This window comes from Ruegeria atlantica (assembly GCF_013032505.1).
Lineage (GTDB): Bacteria > Pseudomonadota > Alphaproteobacteria > Rhodobacterales > Rhodobacteraceae > Ruegeria > Ruegeria atlantica_F.
This window is the reverse complement of the sequence record NZ_WQCG01000004.1, coordinates 226,734-249,390: the sequence shown is the minus strand read 5'-3', so window position 1 is coordinate 249,390 and position 22,657 is coordinate 226,734. Positions and strand designations below refer to the sequence as shown.

At 56.8% G+C, this 22,657-nt stretch carries 23 protein-coding genes and 1 pseudogene; 12 read left to right on the top strand and 12 right to left on the bottom strand.

Features of this window, described 5'->3' with window-relative positions; translation table 11 throughout:
* Positions 1-59: 59 nt before the first annotated feature.
* Entirely contained in the window at positions 60-1,661 is a 1,602-nt protein-coding gene (locus GOW92_RS16810; protein WP_170562139.1) for a BCCT family transporter, read from the bottom strand.
* Positions 1,662-2,415: 754 nt separating this feature from the next.
* On the opposite strand from GOW92_RS16810, the gene pnp reads away from it, so the two are divergent.
* The 3 genes from pnp (at position 2,416) to GOW92_RS25375 (ending at position 5,311) form a co-directional block, all read left to right on the top strand.
* On the top strand, positions 2,416-4,566 hold the full coding sequence (gene pnp / locus GOW92_RS16805; RefSeq protein WP_170562137.1) for a polyribonucleotide nucleotidyltransferase: 2,151 nt from the start codon (positions 2,416-2,418) through the stop codon (positions 4,564-4,566).
* A gap of 258 nt (positions 4,567-4,824) precedes the next feature.
* Entirely contained in the window at positions 4,825-5,226 is a 402-nt protein-coding gene (locus tag GOW92_RS16800) for a chlorhexidine efflux transporter (RefSeq protein WP_170562134.1), read from the top strand.
* Positions 5,147-5,311, top strand: a complete 165-nt coding sequence (locus GOW92_RS25375) for a chlorhexidine efflux transporter (protein ID WP_170562386.1) — start codon at positions 5,147-5,149, stop codon at positions 5,309-5,311. The genes GOW92_RS16800 and GOW92_RS25375 overlap by 80 nt, the downstream gene beginning before the upstream one ends.
* A 30-nt stretch (positions 5,312-5,341) precedes the next feature.
* Here GOW92_RS25375 and GOW92_RS16790 read toward each other — a convergent pair whose 3' ends face one another.
* Positions 5,342-5,977 carry a DUF1326 domain-containing protein gene (locus GOW92_RS16790; protein WP_170562131.1) on the bottom strand — a complete coding sequence of 212 codons (636 nt, stop codon included), beginning with the start codon at positions 5,975-5,977 and terminating at the stop codon, positions 5,342-5,344.
* Positions 5,978-6,257: 280 nt separating this feature from the next.
* On the opposite strand from GOW92_RS16790, the gene GOW92_RS16785 reads away from it, so the two are divergent.
* On the top strand, positions 6,258-6,947 hold the full coding sequence (locus tag GOW92_RS16785; protein ID WP_170562128.1) for an outer membrane protein: 690 nt from the start codon (positions 6,258-6,260) through the stop codon (positions 6,945-6,947).
* Between the two features lie 70 nt (positions 6,948-7,017).
* Positions 7,018-7,740: a glycosyltransferase family 25 protein gene (locus tag GOW92_RS16780; protein ID WP_170562125.1), complete on the top strand. Its 723-nt coding sequence runs from the start codon at positions 7,018-7,020 to the stop codon at positions 7,738-7,740.
* Positions 7,741-7,797: 57 nt separating this feature from the next.
* Here GOW92_RS16780 and GOW92_RS16775 read toward each other — a convergent pair whose 3' ends face one another.
* Complete coding sequence (locus GOW92_RS16775) at positions 7,798-8,448, bottom strand: peroxiredoxin (protein ID WP_058274981.1); 651 nt, start codon at positions 8,446-8,448, stop codon at positions 7,798-7,800.
* 203 nt (positions 8,449-8,651) lie between these two features.
* Here GOW92_RS16775 and GOW92_RS16770 point away from each other — a divergent pair, with 203 nt between their 5' ends.
* Positions 8,652-10,091 (top strand): aldehyde dehydrogenase family protein, encoded by a 1,440-nt coding sequence (locus GOW92_RS16770; protein WP_170562122.1) that lies wholly within the window; start codon positions 8,652-8,654, stop codon positions 10,089-10,091.
* Positions 10,092-10,145: 54 nt separating this feature from the next.
* Here GOW92_RS16770 and GOW92_RS16765 read toward each other — a convergent pair whose 3' ends face one another.
* From GOW92_RS16765 to GOW92_RS16755, 3 genes are all read right to left on the bottom strand, one after another.
* Positions 10,146-10,580 carry a glyoxalase superfamily protein gene (locus GOW92_RS16765; protein ID WP_170562119.1) on the bottom strand — a complete coding sequence of 145 codons (435 nt, stop codon included), beginning with the start codon at positions 10,578-10,580 and terminating at the stop codon, positions 10,146-10,148.
* Between the two features lie 177 nt (positions 10,581-10,757).
* Positions 10,758-11,651, bottom strand: a complete 894-nt coding sequence (locus tag GOW92_RS16760) for a cation diffusion facilitator family transporter (RefSeq protein WP_170562116.1) — start codon at positions 11,649-11,651, stop codon at positions 10,758-10,760.
* A gap of 51 nt (positions 11,652-11,702) precedes the next feature.
* A complete protein-coding gene (locus GOW92_RS16755) occupies positions 11,703-12,554 on the bottom strand; it encodes a methylated-DNA--[protein]-cysteine S-methyltransferase (RefSeq protein ID WP_170562113.1) in 852 nt (283 codons plus the stop codon).
* 138 nt (positions 12,555-12,692) lie between these two features.
* Between GOW92_RS16755 and GOW92_RS16750 the strand changes: the two genes are divergently transcribed.
* The 3 genes and pseudogenes from GOW92_RS16750 to GOW92_RS16740 all read left to right on the top strand — a co-directional run.
* On the top strand, positions 12,693-13,493 hold the full coding sequence (locus GOW92_RS16750) for a class I SAM-dependent methyltransferase (RefSeq protein ID WP_170562110.1): 801 nt from the start codon (positions 12,693-12,695) through the stop codon (positions 13,491-13,493).
* Between the two features lie 41 nt (positions 13,494-13,534).
* A complete protein-coding gene (nth, locus tag GOW92_RS16745) occupies positions 13,535-14,179 on the top strand; it encodes an endonuclease III (protein ID WP_170562107.1) in 645 nt (214 codons plus the stop codon).
* Positions 14,176-15,105: pseudogene (locus GOW92_RS16740) on the top strand (adenosine kinase); the annotation flags it as partial. The gene nth and the pseudogene GOW92_RS16740, both read left to right, overlap by 4 nt.
* Before the next feature lie 68 nt (positions 15,106-15,173).
* Here the strand turns inward: GOW92_RS16740 and GOW92_RS16735 are convergent.
* The 5 genes from GOW92_RS16735 to GOW92_RS16715 all read right to left on the bottom strand — a co-directional run bounded on the left by GOW92_RS16735 (position 15,174) and on the right by GOW92_RS16715 (position 19,262).
* The gene (locus tag GOW92_RS16735; protein WP_170562101.1) at positions 15,174-16,013 is read right to left on the bottom strand and encodes a DUF547 domain-containing protein; all 840 of its coding nucleotides are present in this window, start codon (positions 16,011-16,013) and stop codon (positions 15,174-15,176) included.
* On the bottom strand, positions 16,010-17,383 hold the full coding sequence (locus GOW92_RS16730) for a radical SAM protein (RefSeq protein ID WP_170562098.1): 1,374 nt from the start codon (positions 17,381-17,383) through the stop codon (positions 16,010-16,012). The genes GOW92_RS16735 and GOW92_RS16730 overlap by 4 nt, the downstream gene beginning before the upstream one ends.
* Before the next feature lie 72 nt (positions 17,384-17,455).
* Positions 17,456-18,166, bottom strand: coding sequence for a glutathione S-transferase family protein (locus tag GOW92_RS16725; RefSeq protein WP_170562095.1), 711 nt, complete (start codon positions 18,164-18,166; stop codon positions 17,456-17,458).
* Positions 18,167-18,230: 64 nt separating this feature from the next.
* A complete protein-coding gene (gene sigZ / locus GOW92_RS16720) occupies positions 18,231-18,770 on the bottom strand; it encodes an RNA polymerase sigma factor SigZ (protein WP_170562092.1) in 540 nt (179 codons plus the stop codon).
* Between the two features lie 6 nt (positions 18,771-18,776).
* The gene (locus GOW92_RS16715) at positions 18,777-19,262 is read right to left on the bottom strand and encodes an RNA pyrophosphohydrolase (protein WP_170562089.1); all 486 of its coding nucleotides are present in this window, start codon (positions 19,260-19,262) and stop codon (positions 18,777-18,779) included.
* A gap of 138 nt (positions 19,263-19,400) precedes the next feature.
* On the opposite strand from GOW92_RS16715, the gene GOW92_RS16710 reads away from it, so the two are divergent.
* Genes GOW92_RS16710 through GOW92_RS16700 form a run of 3 tightly spaced genes read left to right on the top strand, consistent with a single transcriptional unit; the run spans position 19,401 to position 22,150 of the window.
* Positions 19,401-21,428 carry an NADPH-dependent 2,4-dienoyl-CoA reductase gene (locus GOW92_RS16710; protein ID WP_170562086.1) on the top strand — a complete coding sequence of 676 codons (2,028 nt, stop codon included), beginning with the start codon at positions 19,401-19,403 and terminating at the stop codon, positions 21,426-21,428.
* 54 nt (positions 21,429-21,482) lie between these two features.
* Positions 21,483-21,776, top strand: a complete 294-nt coding sequence (locus GOW92_RS16705; protein ID WP_368040301.1) for a hypothetical protein — start codon at positions 21,483-21,485, stop codon at positions 21,774-21,776.
* The gene (locus GOW92_RS16700) at positions 21,773-22,150 is read left to right on the top strand and encodes a hypothetical protein (RefSeq protein ID WP_170562082.1); all 378 of its coding nucleotides are present in this window, start codon (positions 21,773-21,775) and stop codon (positions 22,148-22,150) included. The genes GOW92_RS16705 and GOW92_RS16700 overlap by 4 nt, the downstream gene beginning before the upstream one ends.
* 26 nt (positions 22,151-22,176) lie before the next feature.
* On the opposite strand, the gene GOW92_RS16695 is transcribed toward GOW92_RS16700, so the two are convergent.
* On the bottom strand, positions 22,177-22,617 hold the full coding sequence (locus GOW92_RS16695) for a DUF4399 domain-containing protein (RefSeq protein ID WP_170562079.1): 441 nt from the start codon (positions 22,615-22,617) through the stop codon (positions 22,177-22,179).
* Positions 22,618-22,657: the final 40 nt, after the last annotated feature.

The following is a 22,657-nucleotide window of genomic DNA, read 5'->3' as shown; positions in this document are numbered from 1 at the left end:
CCGGCGACAAAAGAACGCCCGCCAAAAGGCGGGCGTCCGGAATGTATTGGATCAAGGCCCTACATCTTGGCTTTTTCTGATTTCAGCGCCAACCACAAGCAGTAGCACATGATCAGAACCACCAAGGTGAACGGGATACCTGTCGAAACCGCAGCACCTTGCAGAGCAGAGAGGCCCCCGCCAAGCAACAGCGCAATGGCGACCAGACCTTCCAAAGTGCACCAGAACACGCGCTGAACCACCGGTGCGTCCATCTTGCCGCCCGCAGTAATCGTATCGATCACCAGCGAACCAGAATCCGACGAGGTAACAAAGAACACCACGATCAGGACCAGGGCGATTGGCGCAACAATACTGTAAAGCGGCAGCTCCTTGAGGAATCCGAACAGCGCACCTTCAGGGGCATAGCTGTCGATCACTGTGGCACGCACACCTTCGGCTCCACCTGCGTTCAGCATGTCGATGGCGGCACCGCCAAAAGTCGACATCCACAAGGCACAGACTGCCGTCGGTGCCAGCAAGGCGCAAAGGATGAACTCGCGCACTGTGCGACCTTTTGAGATGCGGGCGATGAACATGCCCACAAAAGGCGACCATGCGATCCACCAGGCCCAATAGAATGTCGTCCAGCCGTGGAAGTAACTGGTGTCTTCACGCCCGAACGGGTTCGACAGCGCCGGTAGGTGGAACACATAATCTACCATCACGTTGAAATACCGGGCGATGGCCGTGCCGACGCCAGTGACAACAATCACGAAGATAAACAGGCCCACGGCCATGATCATGTTGATTTCGCTCAACCGTTTGACGCCAGCATCCATTCCCATCAGGACTGAACCCAACGCAATCAACGTGATACCGATGATCAGCAGAACTGTGACCGTTGGGCTGGGTTCGATACCGAACACCTCATTCAATCCTGCCGCAACCTGCTGCGCACCAAGACCCAGCGAGGTGGTTAGGCCAAAGAGCGTCGCAAATACAGCCAAGGTATCAATGATATGGCCCCACCAACCCCAGACGCGTTCGCCGAGGATCGGGTAGAAGGCTGAACGCAAGGTCAGGGGCAGATCAAGGTTATAGGCAAAGATGGCCAGGCTTAGACCAACAGCGGCATAGACCGCCCAGCCTTCCAGCCCCCAATGGTGGATTGTACCGACGACTCCAGCATATTCATTGCCCGGAACGGCGATGTCGATGCCCAGTGGCACCGCGTTACCGTCTTCGGCAAAATTGTAATAGACGGGCTCCATCACTCCAAAGAACAACAACCCGATGCCGATACCAGCCGCGAACATCATCGCAATCCACCCGGCATAGGAATAGTCGGGCTTTGCGTCCTTGCCTCCGATCCGCACCTTGCCAACCGGCAACACGATCAGAACAAGACAGAACAACGTGATTGCGTCGACCGACAGGACCAGGAACCAGTCAAACGTGCTGGTGAGCCATGGTCGTAGCCAGCCAAACAGTGCCGCGGTACCCTCCTGGTTGGCCAAAGCGATCAGAACGAACGCAAAGATCAGGATACTCGATATCAAAAAGACCGGGTTGTGGATATCCAGACCGAATGGCCGGACGTTGTCTTGCCCAAGCTCGTATTCGGTTTCGAAATCATAGATCCGTGGATCCGGATCCAGCATTTTCTTAGTCTGAGCCATACGATGCCCCTCTGTTCAATAGGTGCAAACGCCAAGGTATTCGGCCGACTGACGGATATGAGTATTATACCCCCTTGGCGCGCTTCCGTCTTTTCAACCGCGGGTTCAGTGGTAACATCCTATACTGGCATCGAAATTTCACAAAATGCATTCACAAAAGAGAATACGAATGATTTTAGCGTACGCCTTGCATCCAACTCTCCATTAACGGGTTTGGGCGCAGTTTTTTTTCTTTTGTTCAGCGTCTTTTTCGTTTCGACTTTCCAGCAATTCTATTCCGGCATCCTCACGGCGGTTTTCGCCTTGTTGCGATCCTGTTGCCGGTGGTCTCTATCCCCACGACCCAGCGCTGACCCAATTTTGATCTTGAGGTTATTCTTAGGGGGATCGCAGCAAGTGGTGCACTGCCGTGGCTGAATTCGTGGGTCTGGTCGGTCATTGCATTGGCGTTTTCGAAGTTTGACAGGGACGGCGCTGTACACGTCACAGCCACTTCACCAGTTCTGGAAATAGCGACTGACATTCGGGCATTTCGAAAGTCGCGTGAGCGGCCTTTGTAAACTCAGGCAATATCCTTGCCGCTAGCGAGACCTCTTTCAATTCAACGCAATCTCATGTATGCGCGCGTTATCTGAGACGTTGTGCCCTGACCCCGGCACTCAGACGAAAGTAAAAATTGGGTCGGCGGCAATGGGGCCGCCATGCAAAACGGGAGACCCGCAGGGGCGGGAGTGCTCCCATCTAGGATACGCATATGTTTGATGTAACAAAGAAATCTATGCAGTGGGGCGAAGAGACGCTTACACTGGAAACCGGCAAGGTTGCCCGTCAGGCGGACGGCAGTGTGATTGCCACGCTGGGCGAAACCAGCGTCATGGCGAACGTGACCTTTGCACGGGCTCAAAAACCGGGTCAGGACTTTTTCCCGCTGACCGTCCACTATCAGGAAAAATACTATGCCGCCGGTAAGGTTCCGGGTGGCTTCTTCAAGCGCGAGGCGCGCCCGACCGAAAAAGAGACGCTGACCGCGCGTCTTATCGACCGTCCGATCCGCCCGCTGTTCGTTGACGGCTTCAAAAACGAAGTGCTGGTGATGTGCACCGTGCTGAGCCACGATCTGGTCAACGACCCCGATATCGTCGCGATGATCGCTGCGTCCGCCGCGCTGACTATTTCCGGCGCGCCGTTCCGTGGCCCGATTGCCGGTGCCCGCGTTGGTTTCGAGGACGGTGAATACGTTCTGAACCCGACCGTCGACGACATGCAGGACCTGCGCCTGAACCCTGAACAGCGTCTGGATCTGGTTGTTGCTGGCACCAAAGACGCCGTGATGATGGTTGAATCAGAAGCTTACGAACTGTCCGAAGCGGAAATGCTAGGCGCGGTGAACTTTGCGCATGAGCAGATCCAGCCGGTTATCGACCTGATCATCTCGCTGGCCGAAGAAGCCGCGAAAGAGCCGTTTGATTTCCAGGCGCCGGATTACTCCGAGCTGTCCGCTGCCGTTAAAGCCGCCGGTGAAGAGCAGATGCGCGCCGCGTTCGCAATCACCGACAAGCAAGAGCGCACCGCCGCTGTTGCCGCTGCCCGTGAAGCGATCAAGGAAGCGCTGACCGAAGAGCAGCTGGAAGACAGCAACCTCGGTTCCGCGATGAAAAAGCTCGAAGCAGGCATTCTGCGCGGCGACGTCGTCAAAGGCGGCAAGCGGATCGACGGTCGTTCGACCACCGATATCCGTTCGATCGTTGCAGAAACCTCGATGCTGCCCCGTACACACGGTTCCGCACTGTTCACCCGCGGCGAAACCCAGGCGCTGGCCGTGACCACGCTGGGCACCGGTGACGACGAACAGTTCATCGACGCGCTGCACGGCAACTTCAAATCGAACTTCCTGCTGCATTACAACTTCCCCCCCTATTCGGTTGGTGAAGTTGGCCGCGTTGGTGGCCCGGGTCGTCGTGAGATCGGCCACGGCAAGCTGGCATGGCGTGCGCTGCAAGCGGTTCTGCCTGCGGCAACCGACTTCCCCTACACGATCCGCATCGTGTCCGAGATCACCGAATCCAACGGCTCGTCCTCAATGGCATCGGTCTGCGGCGGCTCGCTGTCGATGATGGATGCAGGCGTTCCGCTGAAAGCACCGGTTGCCGGTGTGGCCATGGGTCTGATCCTGGAAGATGACGGCGATTATGCCATCCTGTCGGACATTCTGGGTGACGAAGATCACTTGGGCGACATGGACTTCAAAGTGGCGGGTACCGAAAACGGCATCACCTCTCTGCAGATGGACATCAAGGTCGCAGGCATCACGCCTGAGATCATGGAGAAAGCCCTGGCACAAGCCAAGGACGGCCGGATGCACATCCTGGGTGAGATGGGCAAAGCTCTGTCCGAGACTAACGATTTCTCGGTCCACGCCCCGCGCATCGAGACCATGAACATCCCAACCGACAAGATCCGTGAAGTGATCGGCTCGGGCGGTAAGGTCATCCGCGAAATCGTTGAAGTGTCGGGCGCCAAGGTCGACATCAACGACGATGGTGTGATCAAGATCGCCTCGCCTGATGGTGAATCGATCAAGAAGGCTTATGAGATGATCCACTCGATCGTAGCTGAGCCGGAAGAAGGTCAGGTCTACACCGGTAAGGTCGTGAAGATCGTCGACTTCGGTGCCTTCGTGAACTTCTTTGGCAAGCGCGACGGCCTGGTCCACGTGTCCCAGATCGAAAACCGCCGCCTGAACCATCCGTCGGATGTTCTGAAAGAAGGTCAGGAAGTGAAAGTTAAGCTGCTGGGCTTTGACGATCGCGGCAAGGTCCGCCTGTCGATGAAAGTAGTCGATCAGGAAACCGGCGAAGAGATCGTTCCCGAGAAGAAAGAAAAGAAAGAGGAAAGCGCAGAGTAATCTGTTCTTCTTTCAATTGATCAAGGCCCCGGTGGAAACGCTGGGGCCTTTTTTCGTTTCGAGCTATGACCACCCAGCCAAGGGCGGATCGGTCAATTTTTGCCATAAATATCTGAATGTGTTCGAGTTCACAGTCAGATGTATTTCTTCATGAAAGGTTACGTTAGGGAAAAAATCCACCCCTTGAGACCATCCGTATTTTCAGCAGCCGGGCCATCGCTCGGCTGAACCGTGATCCTGTGTATTGAAAGGCGTGAAATGACACTGAGGACTTTCAAAGAACGCATTATCCAGACCGGCAGTTTCGAATTGATAGGGATCGCTTTTGTCTCGCCCGTATACGCGTATTTGACCGGTGCATCGATGGTGCACGGGTTCGCTATGATCACTATGCTGTCGATTGTGATCATGATCTGGTGCCCGATCTTCAACACCATTTTCGATCTGATTGAGCGGGATAAAACGGCCCGGCTGGCCTGCAAACGCCCCCAATCGGTGCGCGTTTTTCATGCCACATTGCATGAGGTTACGGCAGTCATGATCACTTGCCCACTTTTGATGATGGTAGGGGGGGCATTCTCTGGGATCAGCGCTTGCGCTCAATGTCGGTCTGACGCTGACTTACACGGTTTACACCTACCTTTTCCACATCATCTATGATCGCGTGCGGCCCATTAAGCCAAGCCAGGAAATGAACGAAGCTGGTCAAAGCGAACATCTGACTTGTGAAGCCGCTGCAGCCTGATCCTTGCTGACAAGTCAACTGGCCAGAACGTCAGTGCGCCACGCCAGACGGCCCGTGTTTCATCACATGCCACTGTCCATAACTGTCGTTCAAATCCAGCTTGATCGCGGCATCGGCTTTGGTTGATGCGCTGCCGATCTCGGCCAGAGTGAACTCGATACCGCCGGGGATGTCGATCCGCACGCGATGAGGACCACCGCCATGCGGTGCCTCAATGGGACGTCCGGTTGAATTCAACACGTCACCAATTGAAACACTGGCGGTGCGCCCCTCCATGTCCATCTCAAAATCAATCGGCACAAACAGTGTCTCGTGAACATTGTCGCACATCGTACGGAAGACGTGCCAATGCGTCGCCATCTCTTCGGTCTCTTCCCCATGAAAGACCTTTTCCAACGCGGCGCGTTGAGCGTCCGAGGCACTTGGGTCGATGATTACTTGCATTTCGCCGCCGCCCTCAAAGATCGGACCCGGCCAGGCATAGATCAGCGCCGCCTTTGTTCCAGAAAGGTCGATGTCGCCAAAATGGCCTTTGGACACTTCAAGCACTTCAAAACCGCGGCAATGCCCCTGGGTTGGCAATTCTTCGAACTGGCAAGGGCAGGCATAGCCGCAATTGCAGTTCCCGAACGCATCACCTTCAACGTACCAATCTGTAAACGCCATCGTCTTCTCCTGTTCTACACAGTCCGAATGCCCGACGTCTTGCTTACATACCTGTTGATTGCCCCGCCCAACCCTAACACAAATCGGGCAAATGCAGAACCGGGCGGCCTAACCGCCTTTCCATCACTTCACCGAGGCCCAAAGTGCCGAGTAGTCGCCAAGTTTATTCACTCACACGCCCCCAAACTACTGTGAAGCGAAGTGAGCGGCTGTCGCCTTTATTTTGGGCCTCTATTGCCCACATGTCCGCCATACCAATTATGGAACAAAGGACATGGCCATGGTTACGCGTCTTCTTCTCGCCACGACAGCCTTGACGATCAGCGCATCCGCGCTGGCCGCACAGAACTTGTCTGAGGGCCTCTACTTACATGGCTTTGCCGGGTACAGCCAGCTACAGGACAGCGACTTCAGCGGCACGGTCAACGGATCTTCGCAATCAGTGGACACAGACTTCGACGGCGGTTACGGACTTGGCATCGCCGTCGGCAAAGAGATCCCGCAATGGTCGAACAATCAGATCGGCACCCGGATCGAACTTGAGCTGTCGTATCGTGACAATGACGTGGATGGCGTCAATTTCTCGGGCAACGGCCCTGGTGCAGAAGGGAACATTTCGGGCGACGTGTCACAAACATCGTTGTTCGCTAATGTGCTGGTAGATTTCAAACAGGCCGGAGCCTTTACGCCTTATGTCGGTCTGGGACTGGGTGCTACGTATTCTGATCTGGACTTTGCATACGGACCAGGCGTCGAGCTTAACGACACCGACACCACCTTTGCGGCGCAAATCATTGCCGGCGTTGCCTACGAGATCAGCCCAAGTACCGCTTTGACGCTGGACACCCGGTTTACTCGGGCATTCGATGTTTCGTCGGCACGTTTGGCGCCGAACGGCGCATCCACAGGTACGGTTGAGGATGACATCGACGCTTTCAGCGTCAATTTCGGCCTGCGCTACGGATTCTGACACATCACGGGGAAGTGTTTCTTTCGGGTTTCTCTTCCCCCTCCCGTTCCGGTGTTCTATGCACTGTGACATGAAGACATTTGTCATCCATATGACGGCAAGCACAGCGCGGCGACCCAACGCCGAACAGCTGTGTGCCAGTCTGCCAAATGCAGAACTATTCGAGGCCGTCAACGGGAAGGATCCCGCGCAGATCGCGGATGTTCAGTTGTTTCCAGGCGACCTGTACCGCCCCAGATATCCATTTCCACTGCGCCCGGCCGAGATCGGGGTTTTCGAAAGCCACCGCCGAATCTGGCGCAAGCTGGTCGATGAAAAGATCGACCGCGCCATCATTACCGAGGATGATCTGCGCATAGATCCATGCCGCATGGCTGATGCGTTGGAAATGCTGGAACCGCTTGCGACCCCGGATCATTATATACGAATTCCGGTGAAGCAGCGTGAGGATGCGGCGCGAACGCTCGCAAAACAAAACGGAATGCGTCTGATCCTGCCAAAGATCATTGGTCTGCAATGCGTCTGTCAAATGGTGGGGCGGCGTGCAGCTGAACGGTTGCTTGCGATAACCAACAAAATCGACCGGCCGGTGGACACGTTCCTGCAAATGCACTGGGTGACAGGACAACCGATCCTATCGTTGCAAGGCAGCGGCAATCAGGAAGTCGCGCAGGAAATCGGCGGTTCGACCATTCAGGCAAGCCCGCCGTTGGCCGACAAGCTGACGCGCGAATTCAAACGCGCGGCTTATCGTCGGAAACTGTATCTGCACCCTCAAAGATCCGCCGCTTAAGTGGGTTTTAAAGTGCTTTGGAACCGGGCGGAGCTTTGAGCCCCGCCCGAATTTATTTTAGCTCGGCGCTTTTGTTTTACGCAGGTACGGGAAGATCGTTTCGAACTCACCAAACTTTTCTTTTGCTTCGTCGTTCGACACGGCAGGCGGGATGATCACATCTTCGCCCGGCACCCAGTTTGCGGGGGTAGCCACGCCCTTGGCGCTCATCTGCAGACCATCCAGCGCACGCAGGATTTCCGCAAAGTTACGGCCCACGGTCATCGGGTAGGTCATCGACAGTTTCAGCTGTTTGTCCGGCCCGATGATGAATACGGAACGCACGGTGGCGCTGTCGGCGGGCGTGCGACCATCGGGCAGGTACGCCTCGGCGGGCAGCATGTCGAACGCCTTGGACACGGCCAGGCCGTCATCGGCAATGATCGGAAAACCAGGGTTGGCGTTGCCATACGCCTCGATGTCTTTCTTCCACTTCTTGTGGTCCTCGACACCATCGACTGAGACGCCCATCACCTTGGTGTTGCGGGCTGCCCATTCATCGTTCAACTGCGCGACCGCAGAAAACTCGGTAGTACAGACCGGAGTGAAATCTTTAGGGTGCGAGAACAGGATCGCCCAGCTGTCGCCGATCCAGTCATGGAACTGAACCGTGCCCTGATCCGTTTCTGCGGTGAAATTCGGAACGGTGTCATTGATGCGCAAACCCATGGGGCATCTCCTTTTTGTGAAAAAACCGAGTCGATTGGGGAAACCTAATTACTCTGCGCCATTGTTAAACCATTCACGGCCTGAAAGGGTATTCATTTTTGAGGAAAATAATTTGATCAAATTATTTCTTGCCACGCTTGTATGCCGGTGCCAGAGTGGCGCAAATTCCCGCCATCCGGGCCACAGGATCAGGAGGATACGTGATGATCGAGAAACGCAACTTCTACATTAACGGAACATGGGTCGCCCCATCTGTCGAAAATGATTTCGAGGTGATCAACCCATCGACCGAGGAACCTTGTGCGGTGATCTCGCTGGGTGCGCAGGCTGACACCGACGCCGCAGTTGCGGCCGCAAAGGCCGCCCTGCCCGGCTGGATGGCCACTCCGGTCGAAGACCGCATCGCACTGGTCGAAAAACTGATCGAGATCTACCAAAGCCGCTCCGAGGATCTGGCACAGGCGATGTCACTTGAAATGGGAGCGCCAATCGACATGGCGCGCACCCAACAATCCGGCGCGGGCATGTACCACCTGGCAAACTTTGTACGCGCAGCCAAAGCGTTCCAGTTCGACCGCCCACTGGGCGATCACGCACCCAATGACCGGATTATTTATGAGGCGGTCGGCGTGGCCGCCCTGATCACGCCATGGAACTGGCCAATGAATCAGATCACGCTCAAGGTTGGCGCGGCGGCTATTGCCGGCTGTACAATGGTTCTGAAGCCGTCCGAGCAAAGCCCACTGAACGCGATGATCTTTGCCGAGATGATGGATGAGGCAGGATTCCCCGCCGGTGTTTTCAATCTGGTGAATGGCGATGGTGTCGGCGTCGGCTCGCAACTGTCGGCACATCCGGATGTGGATATGGTCAGCTTTACCGGATCGACCCGTGCTGGGACCGCGATCTCGAAAAGCGCAGCCGATACTTTGAAGAAGGTACATCTGGAGCTGGGCGGAAAAGGCGCAAACGTGGTCTTTGCCGATGCGGATGATAAGGCGGTCAAACGCGGTGTTTTGCACATGATGAACAACACCGGCCAAAGCTGTAACGCCCCAAGCCGCATGCTGGTTCAACGCCCGATCTATGATCAGGCCGTGGAAACCGCGGCCGAGGTGGCCAGCATGGTTTCGGTCGGTAGTGCGCAGGAAGAAGGACGTCACATCGGCCCCGTCGTGAACGAGCTTCAGTGGACCAAAATTCAGGACCTGATCCAGAAAGGTATAGATGAAGGCGCCCGTTTGGTGACGGGAGGCACCGGGCGTCCCGAAGGGCTGAACAAGGGCTATTATGTACGCCCGACCGTCTTTGCTGATGCCAACAACCATATGACCATCGCGCGCGAGGAAATTTTTGGCCCGGTCCTGACCATGATTCCCTTCGACACCGAAGAAGAGGCCGTCGAAATCGCCAATGACACGCCATATGGTCTGACCAACTATGTCCAGACACAGGATGGTGCGCGCGCCAACCGCATGGCGCGGGTGTTAAGGTCCGGCATGGTCGAGATGAATGGCCAGTCGCGCAGTGCAGGGTCGCCTTTTGGCGGCATGAAGCAATCCGGCAACGGGCGCGAAGGCGGTCTTTGGGGTTTGGAAGACTTTCTTGAGGTCAAAGCCGTTGGCGGCTGGGCGGCTGAGTAACCTCAGATCCAAACTTGGTAAAAGGGCGCGGCGGTGTTACCCGCCGCGCTTTTTCTATTCAGGTCGTACGATCAGTTGCGGTTGGCCGTCCGAAGTCTGCCGCGCAGACCGGCCATCCCAGCCAATCTCACCGGTCACACGCTGCCGATAGGCCGAGAAACTGTCGAACTGGACGACGTCCACGGGCGCGTCAAAGTGCAAGGTTACGCGCCGATGCGACCCGTCTCCCAACAAGGTCATACCTCGGATTTCCGCCCTGAAAGGCTGACCCAGATAGAGCCCCTCAACCCTGTCACCAACACGCAACTGCATGCGGTTTCCAGCCATTGCGTGTAACGTATTCCAATCGCGCACCCCATGTTGATGGGCCAGCACTTCCAGCGATTCACTGTGCGAGAGCGTGACCCCTGCACTGCGCAATCTCTCTCTTAGTCGCTTCGCTTGCGCTTTTAGCTCCTCAAGTGGAGCAATATTTTTTGAACGTGTCATTTCTTGCCTCGTTTCCAAAACGGGCGCCAATTCAGGACGGGGTTCGCATTGCCATCCGCGCGCCAGAAAAGGGCAACAGATGTTCATCTATCGGGTTTCACCAATACCAAATGGCAGCGAACGGCAGGGGACCCAAACCTGAAGGAAACCTTTGGCACCAGCGAGTGTATCTGTCAATCAGGCGCTGGCACTTTTCAACTCGCTGTCTGGTTCCAGATGGATGACAAAGACCGAACCTGGAAATTTTCGAACCAGTGCCTCTTCGATGTTGTCGCAGATTTCATGCGCGTCCGCGACTGACATGTCGCCGTCGACAACAAGGTGAAACTCAACAAAGATCATGTTAGCGGACCTGCGACCGCGCAGATCGTGATACTCCAGTGCCGGACCCAAATTGGCCGCGACCGTCTCGCGGACAGAGGTCAATTCCCCATCCGTTAGCGAAGCATCCATCAGCCCATCGACTGAACTGCGGATAACTTTCCATCCTTCCCATATTATGTTGATGGCGACCAGAATCGCGATGATGGGGTCAAGGATCAGCCACCCTGTCGCCATCGCAACCAGCAACCCGACCACGACCCCGACCGAGGTCATAAGGTCAGTCAGAATATGCTTTCCGCTTGCTACCAACGCAGGTGAGGTTTCACGTCGCCCTATCCTCAGCAGCAGAAACGCCCAGATGCCATTCAGGCAGGTGGCGCCCACATTAATGGCAATACCCAGTAACGGTTCCCCGGCCAGATGCGGATTAGGCAGGGCATAGACGGCCTCACGAATGATCAGCAGCGCAGCCAGAACGATCAGCGTTCCCTCAATCACCGCCGACAGATATTCGGCTTTTTTGTGCCCGAACGGGTGCTTTTTGTCCGGGGGCATGCCCGATATCCGCACTGCGAAAAAGGCGAGCAACGATGCGGCGACATTCACCACTGATTCCAGGGCATCCGATAGCAGAGCGACCGAGCCGGTCACCCACCAAGCCAATAGTTTCAGCAGCAAAACCGCCACCGAAACCGGAATCGCCCACGCTGCGAATGTCTGTGTGATCTGCCTGCTGTCCTGCTTCATGGATTCTCACTATCACAGGATGCGGCGGTGCGACGTTTGTTTTTGACGTGACTACGCGTCGGCCTGAGCAGCCTCAAATGCCAGCATTGCGCGCTTGACTGGCAGGCCCCAGTGATAGCCGCCTAGCCCACCGGATTTGCGTAGAGCCCGGTGGCACGGGATCAACCAACTGACCGGGTTGCGGCCAACCGCGGTACCCACGGCGCGAACGGCTTGTGGCGATCCCACACGTTGCGCAATCTCGGAATAGGTGGTGACCTGACCCGACGGAATGTGCATCAGCGCCTCCCAAACCTTGATTTGAAGAGGCGAACCGATGAGATACAGCGGCGTTGGTTCCAGCCGATCACTTGCCGCGCCAAAGGCACTCAGCACCCAGGGGCGCAGACGCATCGGATCCTCAATGAAATCCGCTTTTGGCCAACGCGAAATCATATCCTCCATCGCCGCCTCTTCGCCAGTTTCGGCCCCGAAGGCAATGCCGCAGATACCCTTGTCGGTTCCCATGACCAGTGCCGGGCCAAAGGGGCATTCGAACCAGCCCCAATAGATCGTCAGCCCCATGCCCCTGCGCGCGTATTCGCCGGGGCTCATGGATTCCCATTTCAGAAACAGATCGTGCAGACGGCCACTGCCGGACAGGCCGACGTTGTGCGCGGTTTCCAACGTGGTGAATCGTTCCCGCAGCAGTGCCTTGGCATGGCCCAGCGTCAGATACTGCTGGTAGCGTTTCGGCGATACTCCGGTCCAACGTGAGAACAGGCGCTGGAAATGCGCGGGGCTCATATCCATCTGGCGTGCCAATTCCTCTAGGCTCAAGCTTTCACCGCCCTGATCAATCAGGTCGATCGCGCGGCGCATGACGTTGTAGTGATAGCCGCTTTCAGGAGTCTGGACGTTCATGGTTTCACCTCATGCTCTGTTACAAAGAGCATAGTCGGATTGGCCGTAATTTAGCGACCCGAAACCTGCGCATTGACGCCGACGATTTCCGGACTGCCTGACTTGTGTTAAGGTCTTTTGGGTCAGGAGATTGCTTCCATGCCCCCAATCGACGCCTTCCAACTGTCCGATGCAGCTGCGCAAAAGTATCAGGCGCATTCTGTTCCGGCGATGTTCGGTCCGTTGGCTGAGGCTACGGTTCGACGCCTCAACTTGCCCGCCAACGGTCAGTTACTTGACGTCGCATGCGGCACTGGAGCCTTAACCCGCGTTCTTCTTGAGCATTTGCCCGGAAAAGGTCGTGTGGTTGGAGCTGACTTGAACCAAACGATGATCGAGGTGGCACGTTCCCTGGCAACGCCGACCGATCACGATCTTGAATGGTCCACCGCCGATGTGACGAATCTTCCGTTTGGCGACCAGAGTTTTGATCTCGCCTGCCTGCAGCAAGGGTTGCAGTTTTTCCCGGACAAACCCGCAGCATTGGCCGAGATTTACCGGGTGTTAAAATCCGGTGGTTCCCTGTGTTTGACCTGCTGGCGCGCAATATCGCCGTTCAATGATGCACTGGCTCAGGCTCTGGCCCGACATGTCGGCGAAAGCGCGGCGAAAAAAGCCCGGGCCCCGTTTTCCTTCCGGGACGGTGACTTGATCACCTCATTATTACAGGACGCCGGGTTTTCAGTCGTGGAACACGATGCAATCACTCTGCAACGCAGATTCGAGGACTTAAGAGCCCAAATTCTAGCGTTGCCAATAGAAAGCGACATCCGTCAGAAAGGCGAGGGTGCAACCGAACACGTGATCAACGATGTTTCGGACTTTCTGCTTCCATATGCGCAAGACGGCGTGTTCGTCGTGCCGCAGGAGGCACATTTCTTTGTCGCAACCCGGCCTTGATGCCCTTTACCCTGTGACCATCACACGGCATTAAGGCGCGGATGGCAAAACAACTCGGATATCACCAGATCCGCGAGATCTTTACGCGGTTCCATGACGCCGACCCTGAACCCAAGGGCGAGCTTGAACATGTCAACGTCTATACCCTGGTCGTCGCCGTAGCCCTGTCTGCGCAGGCCACAGATGTAGGCGTGAACAAGGCGACACGCGCCTTGTTCAAGATCGCCGACACGCCGCAAAAGATGCTGGATTTGGGCGAAGAAGGTCTTATCGAACACATCAAGACCATCGGTCTGTTCCGCCAGAAAGCCAAGAACGTCATCAAGCTCAGCCGTATTCTGGTCGACGAATATGGCGGCGAGGTACCCAATTCCCGTGCAGCTCTGCAATCGCTACCGGGCGTCGGGCGCAAGACGGCCAATGTGGTTCTGAACATGTGGTGGCAATACCCGGCACAGGCCGTCGACACCCATATTTTCCGTGTCGGCAATCGCACAGGTATTTGCCCGGGTAAAAATGTCGACGCCGTCGAGCGCGCCATCGAAGACAATATCCCCACAGACTTTCAGCTGCATGCGCATCACTGGTTGATCCTGCATGGCCGCTACCACTGCAAAGCACGCAAGCCTATGTGCCCTACCTGCATCATCCGCGATCTCTGCGAATTTGAGGACAAGAACCTATGAAAACCTACCAACTGACCGGCATCGGAAACGCCGTTGTGGACGTGATTTCCCAAGCCGACGACAGTTTCCTGGAGCTGATGGGCATCGAGAAAGGCATCATGCAACTGATTGAGCAGGAGCGTGGCGAAGTGCTTTATGCCTCGATGGAGGGTCGGGTGCAGACGCCGGGCGGTTCGGTCGCTAATACGATCGCCGGCGCGGGCGCGCTGGGGTTGGATTCGGCGTTTATCGGGCGGGTGCATGACGACGCTCTGGGCCGGTTCTACGCAGATGCGATGAACGAGGACGGCGTGGACTTCGTGAACCCTCCGGTACCCGGGGGCGAACTGCCGACCTCGCGTTCGATGATCTTTGTCTCGCCCGATGGGGAACGGTCGATGAACACTTATCTGGGGATTTCCTCGGAATTGTCGTCGCAGGACGTGTCGGATGACGTCGCGGGCAACAGCCAGATCATGTTCCTGGAGGGTTATCTGTTCGACAAGGAAAAGGGCAAAGCCGCGTTTCTTGAGGCCGCGCGTGCCTGTCACAGGGGCGGTGGCAAGGCGGGTATTGCCATTTCCGACCCGTTTTGCGTGGAACGCCACCGCGTCGATTTCCTGCTGTTGATCGAAAACGAGCTTGATTTTGTCATTGGCAACGAGGCCGAGATCAAATCCCTGTTCGAAACCGATGATCTGGAAGAGGCTCTTGCCAAAACCGCGGCGATCTGCCCGCTGGTCGTGTGCACGCGGTCCGGCGATGGCGTAACTGTTCTGAGCGAAGGACAACGCGTCGACGTTCCGGTCGAGAAAGTTGTACCGGTGGACGCAACCGGCGCGGGCGATCAGTTTGCCGCCGGGTTCCTGTTTGGCATGGCCACGGGCCGCGATCACGAAACCTGCGCCAAGATCGGCAATGTGTGCGCCCGCGAAGTCATCAGCCATATCGGCCCACGCCCCGAGGCAAACATGCAGGACCTGCTGCGCACCGAAGGATTGTTGTAGTCCGCTGACTAAGACCCAGCCGCCGCGTCGTTCAATGCCCAGTCATACTGATACGCTTTGACACGCGGCGCTTTCTTGAGTCGGGCACGTAGCTTGGGTTCCGCTGCGGTCGCAATATAGGCCAGAACAGCCTGTTCATTCGGCCCGAAATCCTCACGGAACCAGATAAAGATCTTCGACAGGATCAATCCACCGCGGTCGTCGAACTGCACGCCGCGCGGGTCATTAATATAGGCGTGTTCGGCGGCGGCAAAGTCGCTCTCAAGGGTCTCGGCCCGCCAGGCGCGATCCATCAGGTTAGGACATCCCACAGCAGCGCAATTCAGCGCATAATGGATACGCGGTTCATTGAATGTGGGCCGAATAATGCGGTGTTCGATGTCATTGAGGGTCAGCTCCTGCCCGGCCACATGCGTCAGAGTTTGGTTCCACGGCCCAATCGATAATGGCCCATCCTTGATGTCGCGGATCGACGTGACGGGATAGTTTGCAAGGACCACATCCACCGTCAGTGCATTGTACAGATTGATCCAATAGGCCAACTGCTGTTCGCGTGTCAGCCGCGCAGGGTCCACGGATTGAAGATCAACCAGATACTCGGAAAGGCGCGTCCGGTCCGCCTGTGTCACCTGTCCGTATGCCACCCGGTTCACCCCATATATGTCCGTGGAGACATAACGGCGCAAGAAGGCAGTCCATTCGCGATGATCGACCCTTTCACCTGGCGGAGACGCAAATCTTGTCAGGGTCTGCCCCGGCAACGCCTTTGGCGCGGGCAAAGCAAGCCGTTCGGCACTGGCGCAAGCGCTCAAAACTGTAAGCAGCAGCAGGATCAGAAGTTTTCTCATGATGCATCCTTTTGATTCCGTCGCATGGCCCGCATCTGCCCCTTGAGCCGCTTGAGCGGAGCCAGACTCGGATCGTTTAAGTCTGGCAGGTCGGGACCACCGGACAGTCGGGGAACTGCGGCATTCCACCAGCTTGGGCCAGTCGGCCCGTCAACCCGGTCTGGCGCGGCCAGATGCATGTCACGCTGCGCGTTATGAACGCACATGGACAGCGGCCCGTTCGCAGTGGCGACCATGAAGACGCAAGACGCGCAGCGGTCTTCTTCGAGCGCATCGGCGGCCATGAAATTGTGGATAAACACCGATTGTCGACGAACGGGACCCTGCAACAACCCTTGACCCAACCGCATCACGCATCCCAACAAATGTAGCCCGGCCCGCAGCGCCAACAGCGGGTTGCGCCTCACCATGCGCCAGACGCTGTCGCGGGTGTCGATATGGCCGTCTGCCGACTGATCAACCTTGCTGAGCGCAGCGATCACTTTGTGCGTCAGGCGCTTGGCGGACAAAAGCGAAACCGCGCGCCCTCCAGCGGTAACAACACTTGCATAGCGATTGCATTTTGCATGGCCCACGGCGGCCGTGTCGAAATGCAAGGGCGTTTCATACCCAGCCTCAACCGCCGCCATCACGCTATCCTGCGTGATCGCATCGGGCCGTTCGCGCAGCATTCCGCGCCCGGTATCGGCCTGCATCTGGAACGAGACAAAGGAGACCTCGGGGCAGTCTCGCATGAACTGCGCCAGCGCAGGCAATTCATCGAAGTTACCGCCGAAGACCGTTGTGTTGAACAACACCCGCAGACCCAGCCCACGCGTGTGCCGGATATAGGCACGGCGTACAACGTTCAGCTCAGCCTCGCTGTTGAACCCGTTGCGTTCCTGCGTCATGTCCACGTGAAACGCCACGTCGTCCAAACCGGCTGCAGCAAGCCGAGTCAGAAACGCCCGGCTGGCGCGAATGCCGTTTGTCATCAGGCAGGATCGCATGTTTAGGCTGCGAATCTCGCGGCACAGCGCCTCAAGGTCTTCGACCTTGCGCAGGGTCGGATCACCCCCCGTCAGTTGGACTGAAACTCCGGGGCCATAGTGGCTGTGGATTGTGGCAAGACGCGCAAACAATACCGACAACGGTGGGTCATAGGTCATCTCGGCCCGGTCCGAGAGGTAACAGAGCGTGCAGTCCAGATTACAGCGCTGCGTGACTTCCAATGCGACGCAGGCGATGGGGTAGAAACGCCCTGCCGTCTGCCCTGCGCCATATTCCCCGCATCCATGCAGACCGCCGCGCAACGGAGCGCGACGGTCGGTGCCGGTGAACTTGCGTCCGGCGGGTATTACAGAAGAGAGAGTTGGGGCCGTGTCCTTCATACCCGTCAAGCTAGACAGGTCGATAAGATGCGGCCACGCCCCCTCACGCCAACGTGCGGCTTGGTGAGTGAATCACCCGCAGCACCCGCCGGATTGTTTCAACGGAGCAGTTACAGGCGCTTCATTCAGGTTCGCACCCCGCCCCAGCCATGTGCGCTCGGCCAGATAGAAATCGGTGAACCGGGTGACAAAGTCATCAGACACGGTTTTCTGCGGTATACCGGTCGCCAGAAGAGCCTGCTGCCAAGCCTTCACTTTGGGATAGGCTGCCAACATATCGTGCCCGCTGTGATCCGCTACGATTGCAGCGCGGTGAAGCAACGGCAACCACGCCATATCGACATTGCCCAGCGCTTCACCCGCAAAGAAGGGCCCATCACCAAGCTGCTTTTCGGCCTTTGCGAACGAAGCGTTCAGCTTGGTCGTCCGATCCGCAAAGATCGCCTGATCCGCGCTTTGCATCGCGCTGCACTGAACCAGATAATGCTTGCTGGCCTGATAGCTCCACGCGCGGTTCAGGGCGCGCCGTTCGGGTGTCAGGTCGGGCTGCAGCGGTACTGTTACCTCGTCGAGGTATTCAGCAATTGCGTCAGATTCGAACAGCGCAGTACCGCCCTCGGTCACCAGAACCGGCACCTGGCCTGTCGGCGACAATTCCAGAAACCAGTCCGGCTTGTCGCTGAGGCTAATGTAGTCGATCTGATAAGGTACCTGCTTGGCTTCCAACAGCGCAGTGACACGCTGAACGAAGGGACAGATTTTGAAACTGATGATACGGATCATTGGTCTTTCCTTTTGCTGGTTTCATCTGTCAGACGAAGCCCGCGCCAAAAAGACGACGATCAGATCAACATTTTTTGCAGGATTTCGGTTTTTCCTGAACCTCCGAGATATTGCCCCGCACATCCATCGAGATGTTGCAGCAATCATCGAACGCTTTTCGCAGCTCTGCCCGGCCCTTTTGAACCCGGGACTTGAGCGTTGAATACGCCAGTCCTTGCGCCTTTGCATAATCCTGTTGGGACATACCATTGATGTCGATCGCCATCAGCATGTCCGCGGTTTCCTGCGGCAATCCGCGAATGAAAGGTTCGACGCATCCTTCAAGATCCTGGCGCGTTTCCGGATCATCCCGGTGATACCAAAGATCATCCGGGTGCGCCTCGGTACGGCCTGATTTTCGGTAGTGGTCGATGATCGTGCGGTCGGCCGTTTGAAACAACCACGGCTGCAGTTTGGCAGGGTCTTTCAGGTTGGGCAGACCAGTGAAAACCTTGACCGAGATCTCTTGCAACAGGTCTTCCACATCCGCGGTGTTGGACACACGCGAATGCAGAAACGCCTTCAGGCGTGCGCGGTACTTGGGCCAGATGTCTTCAATCTGCATGCCGCTTTATGACAGGTGATCGGCAAATGCGGCAACCACCTGCTGATACACATCGCGTTTGAATGGCACGATCTCTTCGATCAGCTTGCCCGGCTCCTGCCATTTCCACCGGGTGAACTCCGGGTGATCGGTCTGGATGTCGATCTGATCGTCGCGGCCGGTGAACCGCAGCATGAACCATTTCTGTTCCTGCCCGCGATAGCGGCCCTTCCAGATTTTGGGCACGATGTCGTGGGGCAAATCATAAGGCAGCCAGCCGTCCGTCTCGGCCACGATCTCAACGAGATCCGAGGTCACGCCGGTTTCCTCCCATAACTCACGCAGGGCTGCGTCCCAAGGGTCTTCGCCCTTGTCCACCCCGCCCTGCGGCATCTGCCACGCTTCTTTGTGGCGGTCATTTCGTTGGCCGACAAAGATCTTGCCCTCGGCATTCATCAGCATAAGTCCCACGCAGGGGCGATAAGGCAGTTTTGCGATCTCTTCTGGGGTCATACACGGCCTCGTAAACAAGCTTTGCAGTGTCTGTAGCAACCAGCAGAGCCGAGGCAAAGGGTGTGACGTTAGGTTTCGCGTGACAATGTTGACGCGAACGTCAATCTAACGAGCGAATATCGGGAGGGAGAGTTCGCCATGACTGCGTACCCAAACATGCTGGCCCCGCTGAATCTGGGCTTTACCACTTTGAAGAATCGCGTCCTGATGGGGTCGATGCACACGGGACTCGAAGAAACCGGAGACTGGAACCGTGTGGCCGAGTTCTATGCTGATCGCGCCCGTGGTGGAGTGGCGCTGATGGTAACAGGCGGGATTGGTCCGAACTTTGAGGGCTCGGTCCTGCCCGGTGCGTCGATGATGACTAATGACAAAGAGGTCGCGAACCACTCCATCGTTACCCAGCGTGTGCATGAGGCCGGCGGCAAGATCGCGATGCAGATCCTTCACGCAGGGCGCTATGCATACGGTCCGAAATGTGTGGCCCCCAGCCCGGTAAAGTCTCCGATCTCGCCCTTCCCGCCGAATGAACTGGATGAAGAGGGTATTGAAAAACAGATTGCCGATATCGTGAACGCCGCTGTTCTGGCCCAAAAAGCGGGTTACGATGGGGTCGAGATCATGGGCTCCGAGGGGTATTTCCTCAACCAGTTCCTGGTTACCCACACCAACAAGCGCACCGACCGCTGGGGCGGGTCATATGAGAACCGCATGCGCCTGCCGATTGAAGTCGTGCGCCGCACGCGAGAGGCCGTGGGCACCGATTTCATCATCATCTACCGCCTGTCGATGATTGACCTCATCCCCAATGGCTCGACCCATGAAGAGGTTGTTGAACTGGCCCAGCGTATCGAGAAAGCCGGTGCCACGATCATCAACACTGGCATCGGCTGGCACGAAGCCCGGATTCCGACCATTGCCACCAGCGTTCCTCGTGCGGCCTTTGCCTGGGTGACGAAGAAGCTGATGGGCAAGGTTTCGATTCCGGTCATCACCTCGAACCGGATTAACACACCCGAGGTCGCCGAAGAGGTCCTGTCGACGGGTTGCGCTGACATGGTATCTCTGGCCCGTCCGATGTTGGCCGATGCGGATTTCGTCAACAAGGCAATTGCAGGTAACGCGGCACAGATTGCGCCGTGCATCGCCTGCAATCAGGCCTGTCTGGACCACACATTCAGCGGCAAGCTGACCTCGTGCCTTGTGAACCCCCGCGCCTGCCATGAGACCGAATTGGAAATCACCACTACTGAAGCTCCAAAGACGGTTGCCATTGTCGGCGCCGGCCCCGCCGGATTGTCCACCGCAATGACTGCCGCACAGCGCGGCCACGACGTGACACTGTTCGATCGCGCCTCGGAGATTGGTGGCCAATTGAACATGGCCAAGCAAGTTCCGGGCAAAGAAGAGTTCTGGGGACTGGTCGATTGGTACCGCAATATGATGACCGACCTGGGTGTGAAGGTAGAGCTGAACCGTGAAGTAAGCGCCGACGACCTGACCGGCTTTGACGAGGTGGTCATCGCCACCGGCGTCACACCGCGTGATCCGCAGATTCCTGGTCAGGATCGGGACAACGTCATCAATTATATCGATGTGCTGCGCAACAAAGCCGAAGTCGGCAAATCTGTCGCCGTAATCGGCGCAGGTGGCATCGGGTTTGATGTGTCCGAGTTCCTGTTGGAAGACGGCCACAGCATCACCACCGACCTGCCCGCTTGGATGAAGGAGTGGGGCGTGACCGATCCGGCCGAGCATCGCTCGGGCCTGGCACCAGAAGGCCCTCAGCCTGCGGCACCTGCGCGTGATGTCACCTTGCTGCAGCGTAAGAAGCAAGCGCATGGCAAGGGTCTGGGCAAGACAACCGGGTGGATTCACCGCGCTACGCTCAAGATGAAGGACGTCAACTTTGTGGGCGGCGTGAACTACGAGCGTATCGATGAGGACGGCCTGCATGTCAGCTTTGGCGAAGAACGTGCTGATCCGACCGTGATCGCGGCGGACACAATCGTTCTGTGTTCCGGTCAGGTGTCCGAGCGCAGCCTCGCGGATGCGCTGATCGAACGCGGCATTACTCCGCACGTGATCGGCGGGGCCGATGTGGCGGCAGAGCTGGACGCCAAACGGGCGATCAATCAAGGTACGCGACTGGCGGCAACGTTCTAAAGCAACACCTCAATTGAACTGAAGGAAGCCGTCTCGAAAGAGGCGGCTTTTTTTGTGCCGCTTGACTCTCTTGTTACTAATGTACATATGTACGCTATGAGTCAGAAAATAGAACGCACCCAGACGGGAATTCGAATCGAAAAGCGCCTGCTGAAAGTCCTCAAAGGACTGGCAGAGTCGTTGGATATGACCCTTGGCGATCTAATCGAAGGCATCGCCTTGCACAGTTTTGAAAACAAGCCGGCGTTTTCCGAGGAAACGCTGGAGAAGATTAAGCAACTCAAAAATGTCTACGACCTCGACTGGACAGCCGAGGATAGCCACCGTTTCAAGGAGGACGGGGAATGAGCGCCGATATCACCAACGCATTTGAGAAACACGCCATCGACAACACGACCTTCGGACATGCCGAACATGTACAGGTCGCATACGATCTGCTGCGCAAGTATGATTTCATCGATGCCGCGGCGATCTACGCCAAGGGGATCCGAACGCTTGCAGCAAAGGCCGGTGCCCCGGACAAGTTCAATCTGACGATCACATACGCATTCATGAGCTTGATCGCAGAGCGTCTTGCCAGTTCTCAAACCAATTCATTCGAGGAATTCGCTGGGAACAACCCCGATTTGATGTCCAAGACTGTTCTCGATCAATGGTATTCACCAAAACGGCTGGATTCGGCGCTGGCGCGCAGCATTTTCCTGTTGCCCATCGCCGCTTAAACGCCTCTGCGTTGAGGGCACGCAGACTACTCTACATTTATGGTGATCACCTGAGACACAATTGGGGGCGAGTGCGGCACGTGGCCCGCGTCCCCCAGCACCAGTTGCAGTGTGTGCGTACCCGGGGACAGTTCCACGGTCGTCTCGGTCTGTCCGCCGCCGAAATGTAGATGATTGTCATCCGCTGGAAGACCATAGGCCAATTCATCCACACCGTCCTCGCCCTCACCAATCGGCGGGCGATCGATCAGCAAATGGTGGTGACCTGTGTTTTCCGCTTCGGTGCCGGCCGGGGCTACCCCCATTCCGCTCAACCCAAAGACCACGGTCACTGGCGATGACACCGTGTCGCCGTCCGACAGGTTTACAAAATAAACCCGAGCATCCGGGTTCGAGGGTGTTTCGCCACCAGCCCATGCAAGGGTCGCGGACAGACATATGGCTGCGATGGTATAAATGGCTTTCATGATCTCCTCCGTGGTCACAAATTTGCCATTGTCATCCTAG